The sequence below is a fragment of the Pseudomonas sp. G7(2022) genome (assembly GCF_052660475.1).
In genome coordinates, this window is record NZ_CP109659.1 from 4,120,388 (window position 1) to 4,138,015 (window position 17,628).

The 17,628-nt window shown below is 62.6% G+C and carries 14 protein-coding genes; 6 read left to right on the forward strand and 8 right to left on the reverse strand.

All coding sequences use genetic code 11. The features are described 5' to 3' along the window. Positions 1-36: 36 nt before the first annotated feature. The 3 genes from NE357_RS18650 to NE357_RS18660 form a co-directional block, all read right to left on the reverse strand. Complete coding sequence (locus NE357_RS18650; RefSeq protein ID WP_169431100.1) at positions 37-1,020, reverse strand: FecR family protein; 984 nt, start codon at positions 1,018-1,020, stop codon at positions 37-39. A gap of 40 nt (positions 1,021-1,060) precedes the next feature. Continuing rightward, entirely contained in the window at positions 1,061-1,561 is a 501-nt protein-coding gene (locus NE357_RS18655; RefSeq protein ID WP_169431101.1) for a sigma-70 family RNA polymerase sigma factor, read from the reverse strand. Between the two features lie 109 nt (positions 1,562-1,670). Next, positions 1,671-2,384, reverse strand: a complete 714-nt coding sequence (locus tag NE357_RS18660) for a class I SAM-dependent methyltransferase (RefSeq protein WP_169431102.1) — start codon at positions 2,382-2,384, stop codon at positions 1,671-1,673. 98 nt (positions 2,385-2,482) lie between these two features. Here NE357_RS18660 and NE357_RS18665 point away from each other — a divergent pair, with 98 nt between their 5' ends. Beyond that, positions 2,483-2,788 (forward strand): hypothetical protein, encoded by a 306-nt coding sequence (locus NE357_RS18665; RefSeq protein ID WP_249314315.1) that lies wholly within the window; start codon positions 2,483-2,485, stop codon positions 2,786-2,788. Here NE357_RS18665 and NE357_RS18670 read toward each other — a convergent pair. The 4 genes from NE357_RS18670 to NE357_RS18685 form a co-directional block, all read right to left on the reverse strand. Continuing rightward, on the reverse strand, positions 2,750-3,130 hold the full coding sequence (locus NE357_RS18670; RefSeq protein ID WP_169431103.1) for a hypothetical protein: 381 nt from the start codon (positions 3,128-3,130) through the stop codon (positions 2,750-2,752). The two genes, NE357_RS18665 and NE357_RS18670, sit on opposite strands and share 39 nt — an antisense overlap. Before the next feature lie 265 nt (positions 3,131-3,395). After that, positions 3,396-3,590, reverse strand: a complete 195-nt coding sequence (locus tag NE357_RS18675; RefSeq protein ID WP_249314317.1) for a hypothetical protein — start codon at positions 3,588-3,590, stop codon at positions 3,396-3,398. Positions 3,591-3,717: 127 nt separating this feature from the next. After that, positions 3,718-8,187, reverse strand: coding sequence for a hemagglutinin repeat-containing protein (locus tag NE357_RS18680; RefSeq protein WP_169431104.1), 4,470 nt, complete (start codon positions 8,185-8,187; stop codon positions 3,718-3,720). 94 nt (positions 8,188-8,281) lie between these two features. Next, complete coding sequence (locus tag NE357_RS18685) at positions 8,282-10,009, reverse strand: ShlB/FhaC/HecB family hemolysin secretion/activation protein (RefSeq protein WP_169431105.1); 1,728 nt, start codon at positions 10,007-10,009, stop codon at positions 8,282-8,284. A gap of 236 nt (positions 10,010-10,245) precedes the next feature. Between NE357_RS18685 and NE357_RS18690 the strand changes: the two genes are divergently transcribed. Continuing rightward, positions 10,246-11,367, forward strand: coding sequence for an HlyD family secretion protein (locus NE357_RS18690; RefSeq protein WP_169431106.1), 1,122 nt, complete (start codon positions 10,246-10,248; stop codon positions 11,365-11,367). Beyond that, a complete protein-coding gene (locus tag NE357_RS18695; protein ID WP_169431107.1) occupies positions 11,364-12,956 on the forward strand; it encodes a DHA2 family efflux MFS transporter permease subunit in 1,593 nt (530 codons plus the stop codon). Before NE357_RS18690 ends, NE357_RS18695 begins: the two co-directional genes overlap by 4 nt. Before the next feature lie 4 nt (positions 12,957-12,960). Here NE357_RS18695 and NE357_RS18700 read toward each other — a convergent pair whose 3' ends face one another. After that, a complete protein-coding gene (locus NE357_RS18700; RefSeq protein WP_169431108.1) occupies positions 12,961-13,401 on the reverse strand; it encodes a carboxymuconolactone decarboxylase family protein in 441 nt (146 codons plus the stop codon). A gap of 229 nt (positions 13,402-13,630) precedes the next feature. On the opposite strand from NE357_RS18700, the gene NE357_RS18705 reads away from it, so the two are divergent. The 3 genes from NE357_RS18705 (at position 13,631) to NE357_RS18715 (ending at position 17,625) form a co-directional block, all read left to right on the forward strand. Then, entirely contained in the window at positions 13,631-14,137 is a 507-nt protein-coding gene (locus tag NE357_RS18705; protein WP_169431109.1) for a sigma-70 family RNA polymerase sigma factor, read from the forward strand. Beyond that, positions 14,137-15,096, forward strand: a complete 960-nt coding sequence (locus NE357_RS18710) for a FecR domain-containing protein (RefSeq protein ID WP_169431110.1) — start codon at positions 14,137-14,139, stop codon at positions 15,094-15,096. Before NE357_RS18705 ends, NE357_RS18710 begins: the two co-directional genes overlap by 1 nt. A gap of 99 nt (positions 15,097-15,195) precedes the next feature. Continuing rightward, complete coding sequence (locus tag NE357_RS18715) at positions 15,196-17,625, forward strand: TonB-dependent receptor (RefSeq protein ID WP_169431111.1); 2,430 nt, start codon at positions 15,196-15,198, stop codon at positions 17,623-17,625. Positions 17,626-17,628 lie beyond the last annotated feature (3 nt).

Sequence of the window (17,628 nt, forward strand, 5' to 3'; positions counted from 1 at the left end):
AACAGGAAGACGACGAACTCGAAAAAAACCTGAATTTTATTTTGAAATTATTTCCTGACTGCCGTCGGCGAGTGTTCGCACGGCCACCGGAAGGATGTTCGGCAAGGCCTTGAGCAAGGCATCGGTGTTGTCGGATTTGAACACACTGGTCAGGCGCAGGTTGGCCACGGTCGGGTTGGCGACGGTCAACGGCTTGTCGCGATAACGGGAAACCTCTTCGACGACTTCGCTGAGGCTGGCGTTGTTGAACACCAGTTTGCCGCTGCGCCAGGCCGTCAGCTCTGCCGGATTGACCGCGTAGGCCGGTGCCACTTTGCCCTGGGCATTGATCCGCGTGCCGAGGCCGGCAGTGAGGCTGATGAAATCGGCATCGGCCGCATCACGCCCCTGCACCTTGACCGTCCCCTGCTCCACCGCGACCCGGGTCTGCGTCACGTCGCGGCGCACATCGAAACGAGTCCCGGTGACCGTCACCTTGCCGCTGCCGGCCTCGACCACGAACGGACGCGAAGTATCGTGCTCGACGCTGAACATCGCTTCGCCTTCAGTCAACTGGATCAGTCGCCGATCCTTCTCGAAACGCACCTGCAAGCGACTGCGGCTGTTGAGGTCGATCACCGAACCGTCCGGCAGCGCCACATGCTTGCGCTCACCCAGCGCGGTGGCGAATTCGGCGCTGTAACCTTGCGGATGATTCAAGCCACTGAACAGACCGAGCCCCAGCGCCACCGCGACCACGCTGGCCGCCACGGCATAACGCAACAACGGACGGCGTTCGCGCCGTGCTGGCGGAGTTTCGCACAGGGCCTTGAGCCGCGGCGCCGGCAGCAGATCCGCCGCCGTCCACAGGCCTTGCAGCAACTGGAATTCGTCATGGTGCTGGGGATGTTCGTTCAGCCAGGCTTCGAAGCTGCGATATTGTTCAGCGTCGACAGCAGGCTCCTGCAAACGCACAAACCAGCGTGCCGCCTCATCACGCACCGTTGTTTGCCCGCACGCGCAATCACGAGTATCCATCATGGAATGTCCTGTCTGGCTGGGGATGAAAAGACGCCGCGGCTCATGATTGCGCCCCGTCCAGGCGATCACGCAGATGCCGCAGGGTGCGGATCATATACTTTTCCACCATGTTCCTGGACAGGCCCAGGCGCTCGGCGATTTCGGCCTGGGTCAGGCCTTCGATCTTCTGCCAGACGAAGATTCGCCGGCAATTGACCGGCAATTCGCAGAGCGCCCGTTCGATGGAATCGGCCAGCTGGATCGCATGCATGTAATGCTCCGGATCGCCGGTCGGCGACTCACTGAGATCGATCGCCTCCGACTCCATGGCACCCCGCCGGTCCTCACGCCGATAGCCGTCCACCGCGATATTGCGCGCCGTCTGGTGCAAATACGCCCGGGGCTGCTGCACCGCCGACGAATCGGATTCGAGCACCCGTACAAAGGTGTCGTGCGCCAGATCCTCGGCCTGCGAGCGATTGCGCAGGCGGCGGGTCCAGGTGCCGATCAACTCTTCGTAATGCTCGAGAAAGCCGGGTCTGCGGGGCAGCATGGGGATCATTGCGGTGTGCTGAGGAAAGGGGAGCGAATGGTAATACTTCCCATTAAGCCGAGGCAATGGATTCCTCGGGAATGCCGACGAAGCTGTTTCCCCCTATCAACCCAGCGCTCTAACCCGCGGCAATCTCTGCCTTGCGCGGACAGAACCACCCGTGCATCAAACCCGCCTGAAAGAACTGCACCGGCGCCTCGAACCCGGCCGACTCGATCAGACCGGCGACCTGCGGCGCTGGCAGAATCGCCACATCCCGGGCATAGGCCAAACGCGCTCGCTCAAGCATCTGCGCCGGCACCTGGGCCGACGCCATCAGCGTCATCCAGTGACGCAGCAATGCTTCGTAGGCCGGAGATTCGGTGTCAGAGGCCAAATCAGCATTCGCCAGAACCCCGCCCGGTACCAGACGACGGGCAATCTCATGGAAAAAATCGATACGGGTCTGGGGGTCGAGCAAAAACTGCGACACCAGAAAACAGGTCGCACCGTCGTAACCGGATTCATCCGTCAGCGTATCGAGGTAGCCTTCGTGAAAACGGCAGCGGGAGAGAAAACCGCCCTCTGTCGCTCGCTGACGGCACACGTCGAGCATGGCGCCCGAAGGGTCGACTGCGGTGAATTGCCAGCCGGGAAACTGCTGCGCCAGATGGGCCATTTCCACACCCGTGCCCACGCCGACGCAGAGTATCCGGGCATTCTCCGGCAGGCCCGCGAATACTGAATTCAGCAGCAAATACAGGGCATCACGCAGGGGCGCCATTCCGCTCCACTGTTTGTCATAGACGGCGGACTGCTGGTCGAACAGGGCCTTGAGTGCTTGATTGTCCATGGAAAACCTTCCTCTGCATCATGATCGAGTGCACCGCGCAGATCGCGGTGAAGTCTCATTATCGCAGGGCTGTCAAGGCTCTCGCGTGAAGCAGGCGATTGATCATTCCGCCCATCGACTGGTCGCAATCCATCAACCCCACACCCGTTCCGCACGGTACGCCGCGTTGCAAGTGGATAAAGAGTTTCGAGCTGGCACAGTTCAACATTTCCCAAGTGCACACCGAAGAACTCGGCGGCTTCATCTACTTCAACCTCGACCCGAATGCACTGTCGCTGCGGGATCTGTTCCCCGGGGCCGGCTTTCGGCAAAAAAATGCCCGCAACAGGCAGGCACTGTTGAAACTCGAACGTTCAGTTGTGCGTTCAGACCTCGTCGCACGATTGGCCAATTGGGTTCAATAACCGGACCGCTGCCAACGCATTTTTCTCACCACCGCCATTGATCGTGTAGCCAACGCGAGCCGAGCCGGTTTGAATGGGTTTGATATGTGCGTGCCAGTCACCGATGGTTTTTTCCAACCCGTTGTCGACGTCATTCTGGGTAATAAAATGATTCCGCGAGGTCTGAGTGCCGGGGATGGGCACCGTGCCACTTGGATCACTGTATCCCTGCCATGTGATTTTCAAAACACCACCGATTTGCGCACCGGTAAGTGGTCCAATTTTTACCCTGATGCCGTTCATTGGGTCAGAAAGGCAAGTGATCACACCGTTAATTGCGCCTGGAAAAGTAATGTCGCTCATTTTCAGCTCCCTGAATTGATCGGTTTGATGTCAGCGCAGGTTCAATCGGAACCACACACCGCAAGCCAATCGTCTCCCCTTGGCAGCTGTTTGCACACTGTCAGAACTGACAGTCCAGCAAGAACCATTCGCTATAACAATTTGTTCTTTCCAGCCAAACTCGATTTCACTGGGCACAAACCCGCGCGGTTCTGGATCGACCATCCGAAAACGCAGCACTCATTTTGCTGGCGGTAGACGGGTTCCTCTTCGTCGAGGATGCCCATCAACGAGTTGAAATGCTTTTCCGCAAACCCCGGATAATCCAGCCATTGCCGACAGGTCTTGCGCGCCACTTCATCACGGGCCACGCGCAATTCACGTTCGGTGCCGCGACCAGCAAGCCCTGATTGCCCATCAGCAGGATCGGCTTGTCACCGAGCAGCCTGTTCACGCGCTCCGCTTCTTCACCCAGTCCCATGCCATCGAATCCGTCACCATGCTTTTTTCGACTTGACGTGAAACGACAGTGGCTGCCGTTTTGAGCGGGGTACCTCTTAGAAGCGGGAGCGAGCAGGCTCGCCCCCGCCGGTTTCACTAACGGTGAATCAACCTTTTTCGTCGATCCCCGCTTGCAGGGGCTGACTGTCCAGATGACCGCTCAGGGTCACCGGACCAACTTTCAGATTGCCGTTTTCAAGGGACACCTTCGGTGCGTTTTCTTCGGTTTTGTGTGGCAGGTCCAGACCGGCTTTAACGCCGTAGTCGAGGTTGCTCAGGTCGCTGCTGCTGACCTTCGAACCGCCCAGATCGACCTTGCCTTCAGTCGTGGAAATCCGCGCGCCGGTCAGTTGGGTAGCGCCGCCGACCGTGAGATTCACACCCTGGCTACCGCTGATGCCGGAGGCCTGTTTCACGCTGTCCTTGTGTGCGTATTCGCCATCGACTTTCAGCGTTGGCTTGTAGTCGGTGCCCGCGAGTTTGCCTTTGTCGTCGGCTGGGGTCTTCTTGGCGGTCAGGCCCAGATCCACGTCAACCTTGGCGTGAGTGCTGGAGTCCTGACGGCTTTCAACCGAGAGATCACCCGACACTTTGCCGCTGACATTGCGCGCATCAATCCGCGCACCGTTCAGGCTCGCATCACCGCCGCTGTTCAACACCACCGTGTCAGCCTTGATCTGGCTGTTCTGCTGGGTGGTGCCTTGCAGGTAATCCACGCCGACTTTGGCCCCGGCATTGAAGCCGTGATCGCTGCTGACTTTTTCATCGGCGGCGGTCGGTGTGCTTTTGCTCAGATTGCCACCGGCGCTCAACGCCACATTCCAGTTGTTGCGGTTGTCGGTGGACTGCGCGGACTCCTGAACGAAGCCGCCCTTCTGCGCGTCGATGGTGACGTTTGGCGCGCTGACCTGGGTGCCTTGCAGGTGCACCGAATCGCCGCTCAACGCGATGCCGTTCTGGCTGTTGAGCTGGCCACCGGTGAGGGGCTGAGTGTTCTCGTTGACCCGACCGATGTTGAAGTTGCCGCTGAGGTTACCGCCCTGATCGCGGCTCTTCTCGCTGCCGGTCTTGCTGCCGCCGGCCTTCAGGCCGCCGCCGAGATTGCTGCCGGTGGCGATGTGCGAATCGATGGCTGCTTGCAGGTCGAGCTTGCCGCCAGCCTTCAGGTCGATAGCGCCAGCGCTGTCGATCTTCGTGCCCTGCTGAACCTGATTGCCACCGCTGCTCAATTGCACCGGGCCATTGCCGCTGAGGCTGGCAACGTGCGCCTGGCTGTCGGTGGTCTGGTTGCCTTTGTGATCGAGCTGGAAGCCAGCGCCGAGATCGACGTTGGTGCCATCGGTACCCGGCAAGGTGCCGACAGTCAGCGAGCCGTTGCCGCGCAGGCTGGAGCTGTCGCTGCTCTGGCGGTCGTTGGCCTGATTCAGGGCCAGGTCACCGCCGGTCTTGACGCTGACACCGCCCTGCCCGCCGTCGAAACGGCTGCCTTCGAACTGTGCGTCGCCGCCGACATTGATATTCACGCCCTGGCTACCGGCGTAACCGCCGACCACCGCCGTGGCGCTGTTCTTGCTCGACTGGCTGCTGCCACCCGCGCCGCTGCCGGCCACGTTCACGTCTTCACCGGTCTTGGTGTAGACGCGCACATCGACCTTGGCATCCACCGCGTTGTCGGTGCTGCTGCGGGTGTTGTTCGCGGCGTCGGCCACCAGTTTGTCAGCGCTGATGTTCACTTTGCCGGCGCTGGCGTTGTACTGGGTGCCCTGGTCGTGCAGCGTGCCGCCGACCTTCACGTCCACGGTCTGGCCGTCGAACCGGCTGACCACGGCGTTGCTGCTCTGCTCGGTTTTATCGGCGCTGGCATGACCGACCGCCACGTCGATACCGACGTTCGGCTGGCCGAGATTGGCCAGTGCGTCCTTGTCCGGCACCTTGCCGTCGAGCACGTCTTTCACCGCGACGGCAATCGGCCGGGCGATGTCTTTGTACTCGACGTTGGCGCCGATGTCCGCCGACCAGTTGCTCTCCTTGTGGGTGCTGCTCTCGGTGTTGCTGGCAGCACGGTTGTCGACTTCGTTGGCGGCGACGTTCAGACCGTTGCCGGACTTGAGTTGCGCGCCTTCGGTGGCGAGTCTGTCCGCGTTGATGTTCAGGCTGCCGCTGCTCTGCACACCCGTGGTTTGCGCGGTGGTTTTAGCGGTGGTGTCTTGCGAGGTGCTGTGCGAGAAATCCACGCCGCTGCCCGCGCGGTCGAGGCCGCCGGTGTAGTAGAAACCACCGCCAGTGCTGCGAGTTTCGGTCGAGGTGCTGTGGCTGTCTTGCTCGGCCAGCAACGAGACGTTCTTGCCACTCAGGGTGGTGTCGCCGGCGGTGGATTTCACCTCGGTGCCCTTGAGCGTCACATCGCCGCCCGCCTTCACTTGCACAGTGCCGCCGCTGAGGCTGGAACCCTGCTGCGTGACGTCGTTGGCGGTGACGGTTTGCGCCTTGTCTTCGTAATGCACGCCGGCGCGATACTGCTCCGCCGTTTGCTCCTTGGCGTAGGCGTCGAAGCCACGGGTCTGCGTGCTGTTGTTGCTGTCGTGGGTGTTCTGCGTCGAATGCACATTCACATCACCGGCCGCATCCGCCGTCAGCGAACCGCCGGCCTTGACCGTGGAGCCGGCGACTTCGATGTCCTTGGCGCTTTTCAGCTTGAGGTTGCTGTCGGAAGCCAGCTCGCTGCGCACCGTGGTGCTGTCCTTGCTGTTCTGCCGGGACTCGTCCTTGGTGATGCCGAAGAACTTGCTGTCCTTGTCGTGGTTGTTGCTGTGCGAGGTGTCCTGCACGCCATCGATGGTCAGTGAACCGTTGTCGCTGATCACGCTGGCATCCTTGCCGCCACGCACCTGGCTGCCGCTGATGCGCACATCGTCCGCCTTGACCAGCAGTTTGCCGGCCGCGTTGATCTTGCTGCCCTGATGCTGGGTCTGGCCCTTGTCGGCGTCGCCGGTCTTGCCGAAGAAACCGCCACCGACCAGATCACCGGAATAGCGGTTGTCGCTGCTGCGGTTGGTGCGGGTCGCGGTGGTGACTTCCACTTGTTTGCCGGCCAGTCGCAGATCGCCGGTGCTGTTCAGTTCGGCACCTTCGGAGCGCAGCAGCGCAGCGGTTTGCAGGGCAATGTTGCCGGCCTTCAACTGGCTGGTGACGCTGCGCTGCTCTTCGCTGCTGCTGTCCCAATCGGCTTTCCACAGGTGCTTGCGATGCTTGCCCTGATCGGTCTGGGTGTGGCTTTCAGTGGCGGCGGTCAGGCGCAGGTCGCCGCCGCTTTGCACGCTGAGATTGTTCTTCGCGTCGACCTTGGCGGCTTTCAGTTCGGTGTCTTTGCCGGACGACAGTTGCGCGTCGCGGCTGGCGACGATCTGGCTGCCGTGCTGGCGCGAATCGCTGTCGGTCTTGGTGCGTTCGTAGGTTTCCCAGGTGATGCCGATGGTGCTGTTGTTCCAGTTCTCGCGTTGTTCCTGGAGCTTGCGGCTCTCGACGGTGGTCAGGGTCAGATTGCGCTTGGCATCGACCTTCACATCACGACCGCTGAGGTCGGTGGCGGCCAGCGTCAGGTCCTTGCCGCTGTGCAGGGCGACGTCGCCCTGGCTGCTGCGAATGCCGGCACGGGTCACATCGAGACTGTCCGGAATCGCCTGACCGCTGACGCTTAAGTCGCCCGCCGAACCAATCTGCACGCCGTCGCGCCCGGCGACTTGCACCGCGCCGACCTTCACGCCCGCGCCTTCAGCGGTGCTGACGATGTTGATGCGTCCGGCCTGCATCGCGCCGAAAAGGCTGGCGTCGATCCGCTGATCGGTGGTGCCGCCCGCCGGGTCCACGGCTTTCACCTGGCCGCTGGCGTAGTCGATCTGATTGCGCCCGACCGTGAGGTTCAGTTGGTCACGCGCAGTGATCGCACCCAGGCTGTCGATGCGCGGTGCGATCAGGTTGATCGAGCCTTCGCCATTGCGCAGGCCACCGCTCTGAATCTGCAACTGACCGGTGGCATCGCGGGTGCTCAGGGCTTGCAGCTTGCCGTCATTCAGCTCGGGACGGCCGACCACCAGGTTGGCGTTCGGCGTGTTGATGAAACTGCCGCCGTTCACCGAAATGCCGTTCGGGTTGGCGAGTACGTAGTCGGCGGCGCGACCGAAGATTTCCTGGGCGCCGTTGATGGCCGACGGGTTGCGGCTGATCACTTCGTTGAGGATCACGCTTGCGGCCTGGCCCTGCAATTGCGGGTTGGCCGCCAGTTGCCCGGCAAGCTGTGATTGGCCGGCCTGCAAGGCATTGTTCAACACCAGGCCCTGACGGTCGACGTTGTAGTCGAGGAACTGGTTGTGCGACAGGCCCGAGCCGTTGGGCGCGACGATGTTGACGATCGGGACGCCGCCCTGGGTCTGCAATTGCGCGGTGCCGCCGGGGCCGGGCGCGACCACCACACCGCCGGCCATGGCGCCCGGCAGGTGAGCGACCAGGAACAGGCTGGCGATGGCCCAGCGCAGTTTGCCCCGTGGGGAAAGGTGAAACGCAAAGGTGTTCATTGGCATAAAAAACTCTCCATGTAGTGCGGCATCACGTTGCGCGTTGAGTTAAAGGCCACGGCTGTCGCGCTCAGATCCGATGGCTGTTGTTCACTGACGTTCATATCTGCAGTCCGACGCGCATCAGCCAGGTTTCAGGCTCGCGGTGCAGGCCGGTCGGAGTGTTCAGGCTGCGTTGGTAATCGACATCCACTTGCAGGTTTTTCCAGCCCAGGTTGAGGCCGATGCTGGCGCCGCTCAGGCGTTGAACCGAGGCGCCGTGGTCGGCCTTGATCCAGCCGTGGTCGAGTCCGACACGCGGGGTGAGCTGCACCGGCAAATCGGTGCGTAGCGGCAGGCGCAAGGTGTTGCGCCAGATCGCACCGCTGGCCCCGGACGCGCTGCTGACCCGGTAACCGCGCACGGCGGAATCGTCGGTGCCGAGCAGTTGTTCGATGGCGGGTAGTGGATCGGGGCTGTATTGCAGATTGAGTTGGCTCTGCCATTGCCAGGCTTGCGTGCCGAGCTGGCCGTTGCGCCATTGGCTGAGGCCGGCGCGGTACTTGCGAAACTGCGCTTTGGGCAGGTTCCTGACCTGATGATCGGCATCGTCGTCGGCGCCGAGCCAGCGCAGCCCCTGCGCGTAATTGAAGTCAAGGTTCCACACCGCGCGATCGAGCCAGAACAGATTGAGCCCGGCCTCGGCCACGGTCAGGGTCGGGCTCTGGATGCCGAGGCGGACGTTTTGCAGATAGCTGTCGACGTCCTTGTGCGCCAGCTGCAGGTTGGCGCTGAGCTGATGACTCTGGTCGCGCCACAACACCCGGTCGGCGCGCAGGCTGAGTTGATTGGTGATGCCGGTGCTGTGCAGGGTCGCCGCGCTGAGTTTGAACGGCGCACGATATTCGGCATGGCTGGCGAATGTGCTGAACGTCCAGTAACCGTAGGGAATCGCGTAATAGAGGCTGGCGTTGCGGCTGTAGCGGTCGCCCTGATTGAGGGTGTCGCTGGCGCTGAGGCTCAACAGGTCGTTGAGTTCGAGCGGGCTGTCGAGGGTCAGGCTCAGCGTGTCACGGTCACGACCGGTGCTGGCACTGCCGAGGTTGTCGAAACCGGCACCGAGGGCCCAGCGCGACTGCCCCGAGGTCCGCGAACGCAGGATGATTTTCGACGCGCCGGGCTGGCTGCCGGGAGCGATGTCGGCGGTCAGATCGAGCGAGCGCAGGCGGTTCAACTGATCCAGCCCCTGCTCCAGATCCCGCAGGTTCAAGGGTTTGCCGAGCATGCCCGGGAACGCGCCGCCGAGCGACACCGGCAGGCTCTGGTCGGCCAGTTCGATGGACTCGATGTAGCCTTCGTCGACCAGAATATCCAGCGACTGTCCCGCCGCCGGCGCACTGCTCAGGTACGGGCGACTGGCGATGTAGCCCTTCTCCACATAAAGCGCGGTGATGGTCGCCAGCAGATGGTTGATCTGACCGACGCCCATGCACGGCGCCAGCAGCGGCTTGAGCCGGGCGTTGAGCTTGTCCTTATCGATCAGCGTGACGCCGCCGATGCGCGTGCCGCTCAGGGGCCAGCAGCGTTCGTCGGGTTTGATCGATTCGGGGATGGCCGGAGCGGCAGGCGGCGCGCCGAACGCGCCACGCTCCAGTTGCCGCTTGCGCTGTTCGATTTGCAGTTGTTGCAGATCGCGCTGCTGCTGTTGCTGCTGGCGCAGCACTTCCTGGCCCGGGTTCGACGATTCGGCGGCCAAAATGCTGGGCGCACACACACTCAACAACAAGGCCGACAACAGCGGGCGAGGCAGGAAACGACTACGAGAAACAGCGCAAAGCGAATACGGCACTCAACATCCTTGCAATCAACTGGCTTAATGCCACCCCATCAATAGCGGTGATAGTCAGAGCGTTCCTACGCAATTGCAAGACGCTTCCTACAGCGCTTACATTTCTTAAACAAATGATCAGCTTTTCTTTCAACACCCCCCATCTGACGACCGGCGATAAAAACCAATTGCCACAAAATATTACTCGCGTCATATTACGGTCGTAATAGCCATTCCGCTTCCTCAGGTATTACGCCATGACCAGCATGCCCACCGTAGAACCCGATCTCGCCGTTCCGGTCAGCGCCCCCCGACCTCCCCTGTTCAAACGCTTGCTGTTGCCCACTGCGGGCCTGGCCGCGCTGGTGTTCGCCGGGTTGTATGCCGTGCATTGGTGGGGCGCCGGGCGATTTCTCGAAGAAACCGACGATGCCTACATCGGCGGCGACGTCACGGTCATCGGGCCGAAGGTGGCCGGATACATCGAGGAAGTGCTGGTCAGCGACAACCAGAAGGTGAAGGCCGGCGACGTGCTGATTCGCCTCGACGCCCGCGACTACCGCGCCAATCTGGCCAAGGCTGAAGGCGCCGTTGCCGCCGAGGAAGCGCTGCTGGCCAACCTCGATGCCACCGAACAACTGCAACAGGCGGTAATCGGTCAGGCCCGCGCCGGCATCGATGCCGCCAGCGCCGAAACCGCCCGTTCCCGGGACGACAACGCACGCTACAAACGTCTGGTAACGACCAATGCGGTTTCGGTGGAAGCCGCACAACGGGCCGACGCCACCTTCAAAACCGCCCAAGCCTTGAGCGCCAAGGCCCAGGCCGAACTGCTGGCCGCGCAACGCCAGCTCAACGTGATCGAAACCCAGAAACAGCAGGCCCGCGCCGCCCTCCAGCAAGCCCGGGCCGAGCGTGATCTGGCGCAACTCAACCTCGGCTACACCGAATTGCGCGCCCCGGTCGACGGCGTGATCGGCAACCGCCGCGCGCGGGTCGGCGCTTATGCCCAGGCCGGCTCGCAACAGTTGTCGGTGGTGCCGGCCAGCGGTCTGTGGGTCGATGCCAATTTCAAGGAAGACCAACTGGCGCGGATGAAACCCGGCCAGCGCGTGAGCATCCGCGCCGACGTGTTGTCCGGCCAGGAATTCCACGGCCGCCTCGACAGCCTCGCCCCGGCCACCGGTTCGCAGTTCAGCGTGCTGCCGCCGGAAAACGCCACCGGCAACTTCACCAAGATCGTCCAGCGTGTGCCGGTGCGAATCCTGCTCGACCCCGCCGACGGCGTACTCGGTCACCTGCGTCCGGGCCTGTCGGTGACGGCCGAAGTCGACACCCGCGCCCAACCTGAAACCACCGCCGTGGCCAGCGCGCCATGAGCACCGCCCTCACCGCCTCCGCGCAGCCATTCAATGCCGCCGAGATGGCGACGGCGACCAAAGTGTTCGCCTTCGCCACGATGTGCATCGGCATGTTCATCGCGCTGCTGGACATCCAGATCGTCTCGGCCTCGCTGCGCGATATTGGCGGCGGGTTGTCCGCCGGCACCGATGAAACGGCGTGGGTGCAGACCAGTTACCTGATCGCCGAAATCATCGTGATTCCGCTGTCGGGCTGGCTGTCGCGAGTGTTTTCCACGCGCTGGCTGTTCTGCGCTTCGGCAGTCGGTTTCACCCTCGCCAGCCTGTTGTGCGGCATCGCCTGGAACATCCAGAGCATGATCGCCTTTCGCGCGCTGCAAGGCTTTCTCGGCGGCTCGATGATTCCGCTGGTGTTCACCACCGCATTCTTTTTCTTTACCGGCAAGCAACGGGTGATTGCCGCTGCGACCATTGGCGCCGTGGCTTCGCTGGCACCGACATTGGGTCCGGTGATCGGCGGCTGGATCACCGACATTTCGTCCTGGCACTGGCTGTTCTACATCAACCTGGTGCCGGGGATTTTCGTTGCCGTGGCGGTGCCGATGCTGGTCAAGATTGATCAGCCGGAACTGTCGCTGCTCAAGGGCGCGGATTATCTGAGCATGGTGTTGCTGGCGCTGTTTCTCGGCTGCCTGGAATACACCCTCGAAGAAGGCCCGCGCTGGAACTGGTTCAGCGATCAGACCATCCTGACCACCGCGTGGATCAGCGCCCTGGCCGGCGTGGCGTTTGTCGGCCGCACGCTGCACGTGGCCAATCCGATCGTCGACCTGCGCGCCCTCAAGGATCGCAACTTCGCCCTGGGCTGCTTCTTTTCCTTCGTCACCGGCATCGGCCTGTTCGCGACGATTTACCTGACGCCGCTGTTTCTCGGCCGGGTGCGTGGTTACGGCGCGCTGGACATTGGTCTGGCGGTTTTCTCTACCGGGGTGTTCCAGATCATGGCGATTCCGCTGTACGCCTTTCTGGCCAATCGCCTCGATCTGCGCTGGATCATGATGGCGGGCCTGGCGTTGTTCGCCTTGTCGATGTGGGAATTCAGTCCGATCACCCACGACTGGGGTGCCGGGCAATTGATGTTGCCGCAAGCCCTGCGCGGGATTGCCCAGCAACTGGCGGTACCGCCGGCGGTGACATTGACGTTGGGTGGTCTGGCGCCAGCGCGGCTTAAGCACGCCTCGGGCCTGTTCAACCTGATGCGTAATCTGGGCGGTGCAATCGGGATTGCGGCGTGCGCGACCATTCTCAACGACCGCACCAACCTGCACTTCACGCGGTTGGCGGAGCATCTGAACAGCAGCAACGAAGCAGTGAATCAGTGGCTGGCCCAGGTCGGCGGCAACTTCGCCGCACTGGGTCAGAGCGGCGATGCAGGCCTTACCGCCAGCCTGCGTCAGCTATGGCTGCTGACCTACCGCGAGGCACAGACACAGACCTACGGCGACACGTTCCTGATGATCATGGTGTGCTTCGTCATCGCCACGGCGATGGTGCCCTTGATGCGCAAGGTGCAACCACCGGCGGCGCCGAGTGCCGATGCACATTGAGCGATCAGGCTTGCGGGATTTTGCGAAAGCCCACGGCCAGACGGTTCCAGCTGTTGATGGTGCTGATCGCCACGGTCAGGTCGACCATTTCTTTTGGCGAGAACTGGGCAGCGACCGCTTCGTAATCTTCGTCCGGGGCATGGGTCAGGCTCAGTTGGGTCAGGGACTCGGTCCACAGCAGCGCGGCGCGTTCGCGGTCGGTGAAGAACGGCGCTTCACGCCAGGCGGTCACGGCGAACAACCGGCGTGGGGTTTCGCCGCCCTTGATCGCGTCAGCGGTGTGCATGTCGATGCAGAACGCACAGCCGTTGATTTGCGAAGCGCGCAGTTTGACCAGTTCGATCAGGGTCTTTTCCAGCGGCAGTTTCGAGACGGCGGTTTCCAGGGCGATCATCGCTTTCAGGGCGTCTGGGGAAGCGGTATAGAAATCGGCACGAGGTTTCATGGTGGTTCTCCGGGGCAAGTGAATGTGTGGCTACGTTAGTCCCGGGGCCGGGCCAAACAAATAGCCAATCTCCCGGAAGACGTGTAGGCCACTCCTTTCTGGCGCCAGAAAAGAAAGTGCAAAGGGGCAATTGCCAGCGCTCGTTCGGTGCCACTAGAATGCGATCAATTCTTAATTGCACTCTAATTGCAGCCAGGCATCGGATGCCCGCAACGAGTATCTGCCGCTCATGTCGTCTCTCGATCCGCCATTGAATCAGCAAGTCCAGACGCTCTACAGCGAACACCACGGGTGGCTGCAAGGCTGGCTGCAACGCAAGCTGGGTAATCGCTGCGATGCGGCCGACCTGGCTCACGATACGTTTTTGCGCCTGCTCAGCCGTCAGGTGCTCAAGCCTCTGGGCAGCGAACCCCGGGCACTGCTGACGCACATCGCCAAAGGTCTGGTGATCGACCGCTGGCGGCGCCAGGACCTGGAGCGCGCCTACCTGGAAACCATCGCCCATCTGCCGCCTGCCGAAGTGCCGTCGCCGGAGACCCGCTATCTGATTCTTGAAACCCTGTGGCGCATAGAAGCGTTGCTGCGCGAGCTGCCTGCGCAGACCCGCGACACCTTCCTGCTGTCGCAGATCGAAGGCCTGACCTATGCGCAGATCGCCACGCGGCTGAGGGTTTCGCTGATCACCGTGAAACGCCACATGCGCGCCGCGTTCATTGCCTGCCTGAGTGTCGCCTGATGAATTCATCGATGATCAATCCGCAGATTCTCGGTGAAGCCGCCGACTGGCTGGTGCAATTGCATTCGGGCACCGCCTCGCCGTCCGATCATCAGGCCATCGCGCAGTGGCGCAACCGCAGCGCCGAACACGCCATTGCCTGGCAACGGGCCGAAGCGCTGCTGGGGGACTTGCGCAGCGTGCCGGCCAACGTCGCCATCCAGACCCTGCAACGGGCTTCGCGCAAAGAAGGCCTCAGCCGTCGCCAGACCCTTACCCGCCTCGGTCTGCTGTTGATGGCCGGGCCGGTGGGCATCGCCTCGCAACATGTTCCGTGGCAGCAGTGGACGGCCGATCAGCGCACCGCCGTCGGCGAACAGAAGAACCTGCAACTGCCGGACGGCACCCAATTGCTGCTCAACACCGACAGCGCCGTGAACATCGCTTACAGCCCGGTCGAGCGCCGGGTGCTGCTGCTCAACGGCGAGGTGCTGATCACCACTGCCAGCGATGCCGCCGCCCGCCCGTTCATGGTCCAAACCCCACAAGGTCTCGCTCGTGCGCTCGGCACGCGGTTCTGCGTGCGCACCGAAGGTTCGCGCAGCCTGGTGTCGGTGCTGGAGGGGCAAGTCCAAATCACCCCGCAATTGCTCAAGCAAAATACGATCATCAAGGCCGGCGAACGCCAGCGCTTCAAGCTGAACGGCTTAGACAGCGCTGAAACCTTCGACACCGCCAGCCTGGCCTGGGACAAGGGCATGCTGCTGGCCAGCAACATGCGTCTGGACGAATTGCTCGGCGAACTCAGCCGTTATCGTCGCGGCGTCTTGCGCTGTCATCCGGACGTCGCGGCGATGCGTGTGTCCGGGGCGTTTTCCCTGCGCGACACCGACGCCAGCCTGCGCCTGCTCAGCGACACCCTGCCGCTGAACATCAACAGCCTGACCCGCTATTGGCTGTCGGTGGAGCCCCGCGTCTGAGCCTTCGGAAAATATTTTCAATGTTCACTGATACCTTTTCGCGCCACGTTCGGTGAGTGGATAGACCTTTCAATTCCACGCGCCCGACAGGATCGCCGAATGACCGCATTGCCCACGCCCCGCCCTGCCACTTTACCGCTCAAGGCCCTAAACCTGAGTCTTGCCTTGGCCTTCGGCGCGCTGCTGCCGACCCTCGGCCAGGCCGCCGACAGCACCCGCGAAAGCGCCAGCCAAAGTGTCAGCATCGGCCCCGGCCTGCTCAGCCATGTACTGGCGCAATTTGCGGTGAGCGTCGGCGTGCCGTTGTCGTTCGACCCGGCACAACTGGGCAATCGCCAGAGCCCGGGCCTGCAAGGCAATTACACCGCGCAAAGCGGTTTCGCCCGATTGCTGGAAGGCAGCGGCTTCGAACTGATCAGCACCGGCAACAATGGTTACACCGTGGCGCCGAAAGTCGCGGCGGACGGTGCGCTGGAACTCGGCGCCACCACCGTCAGCGCCCTGCACGACAGCAGCGATGAAACCTACGGTGGCGAACAGGTCGCCCGTCGCGCGCAGGTCGGCATGCTCGGTGATCAAGCGGTCAACGACCTGCCCTTCAGCGTCACCAGCTACACCGCCAGGACCATGGCCGATCAGCAGGCGCAAACCATTGGCGATGTGTTGCTCAACGATGCCTCGGTGCGCCAGTCCAACGGCTTCGGCAACTTCTCGCAAATGTTCATGATCCGCGGCCTGCCGCTGGCCTCCGATGACATTTCCTATAACGGCCTCTATGGCGTGCTGCCGCGGCAGATCATCGCCGTCGAAGCGCTGGACCGGGTGGAACTGTTCAAAGGCCCGAACGCCTTCGTCAACGGCGTGACCCCGAGCGGCAGCGGCATCGGCGGCGGGATCAACCTGCAACCCAAACGCGCCATGGACACGCCAACGCGCAGCGTCACTCTCGACTACAGCGCCGACGGCCGGGTCGGCACGCATCTGGACCTCGGCCAGCGTTTTGGCGAAGACAACCGCTTCGGCGCCCGGGTCAACCTGATGCAGCGCGAAGGCGACACCGCCGTCGATGACGAAGACCAGCGCTCGTCGCTGTTCAGCCTCGGCCTGGACTATCGCGGTGAGCGCCTGCGGGTCTCGAGCGACTGCGGCTATCAGAAGCAGGTGATCAATCAAGGGCGCTCGGTGGTCTATGTCGATTCGAGCCTGACCAAAGCCCCCAAGGTGCCGCACGCCAATGCCAGCTACGCCCAGAGCTGGAGCTATTCGCAGCTCGAAGACACCTTCGGCATGGCCCGCGCCGAATATGATCTGAACGACAACTGGACCGCCTACATTTCCGGTGGCGCCAAGCACACCCGGGAAAACGGCGTGTACTCGTCGCTGACCGTTACCGACCTCAACGGCAACGCCCGTGGCGGCATGCTCTATTCGCCCCACGATGAAGATAACCAGAGCGCCATGGCCGGGCTCAACGGCCGCTTCGACACCGGCCCCGTCACCCATCAATTGAACCTCGGCTGGGCGGGCATCTGGGGCGAGCAGCGCTCGGCGTTCGAAACCGTCGGCGCGGCCGGGCGCTACAGCACCAACCTGTACAACGTCACCGACAAGCCGCGCCCGGCACCCACCTCGTTCGCCAGCGACATCAACGACCCGCGCATCACCGGCAAGAACATCCTGCGCAGCGAGGCGATTTCCGACACTCTCGGCTTCGTCGATGACCGCATCCTGCTGACCCTCGGCGTGCGTCGCCAGCAGATGAAAGTCGATGGCTGGGCCACGGCCACCGGCGCCCGCACCTCGAGTTACGAAGAGTCGATCACCACCCCGGTCTACGGCCTGGTGATCAAGCCCTGGGAACACGTGTCGTTCTACGCCAACCGTATCGAAGGCCTGGCCAAAGGCCCGACGCCGCCGACCACGGCGATCAACCGCGACGAAACCTTCGCCCCGGTGCGCAGCAAGCAGGTCGAAGCCGGTGTGCGCCTGGACATGGGCAGCTACGGCGCCAGCCTCGGCGTCTATCGCATCGAGCAACCGTCGAGCTACACCCAGGACGGGATCTTCCGGGTTGACGGCCAGCAGACCAACAAAGGCGTGGAACTCAACGTCTACGGCGAACCGCTCGACGGCCTGCGCCTGCTCAGCGGCGCGACGCTGATGAAGACTGAACTGGAAGGCAGCAGCAACGGCGTGAATGACGGCCACCGCGCCGTCGGGGTGCCGCGCTTCCAGTTCAACCTCGGCGCCGACTGGGACATTCCGGGCCTCGAAGGCGCCGCTCTCAGCGCGCGAATGTTGCGCACCGGCGGCCAGTACCTGAACGCGGCGAATACTCAAAGCATTCCGGCGTGGAACCGTTTCGACCTGGGCACGCGCTATGCCTTCAAGCTGGATGAGAAGCAGATCACCCTGCGGGCCAACCTGGAGAACGTCGCCAACGAAGCCTATTGGGCCTCGGCCAACGGCGGTTACCTGACTCAGGGCACGCCGCGCACCCTGAAGGTGTCGGCCACCGTGGACTTCTGACCG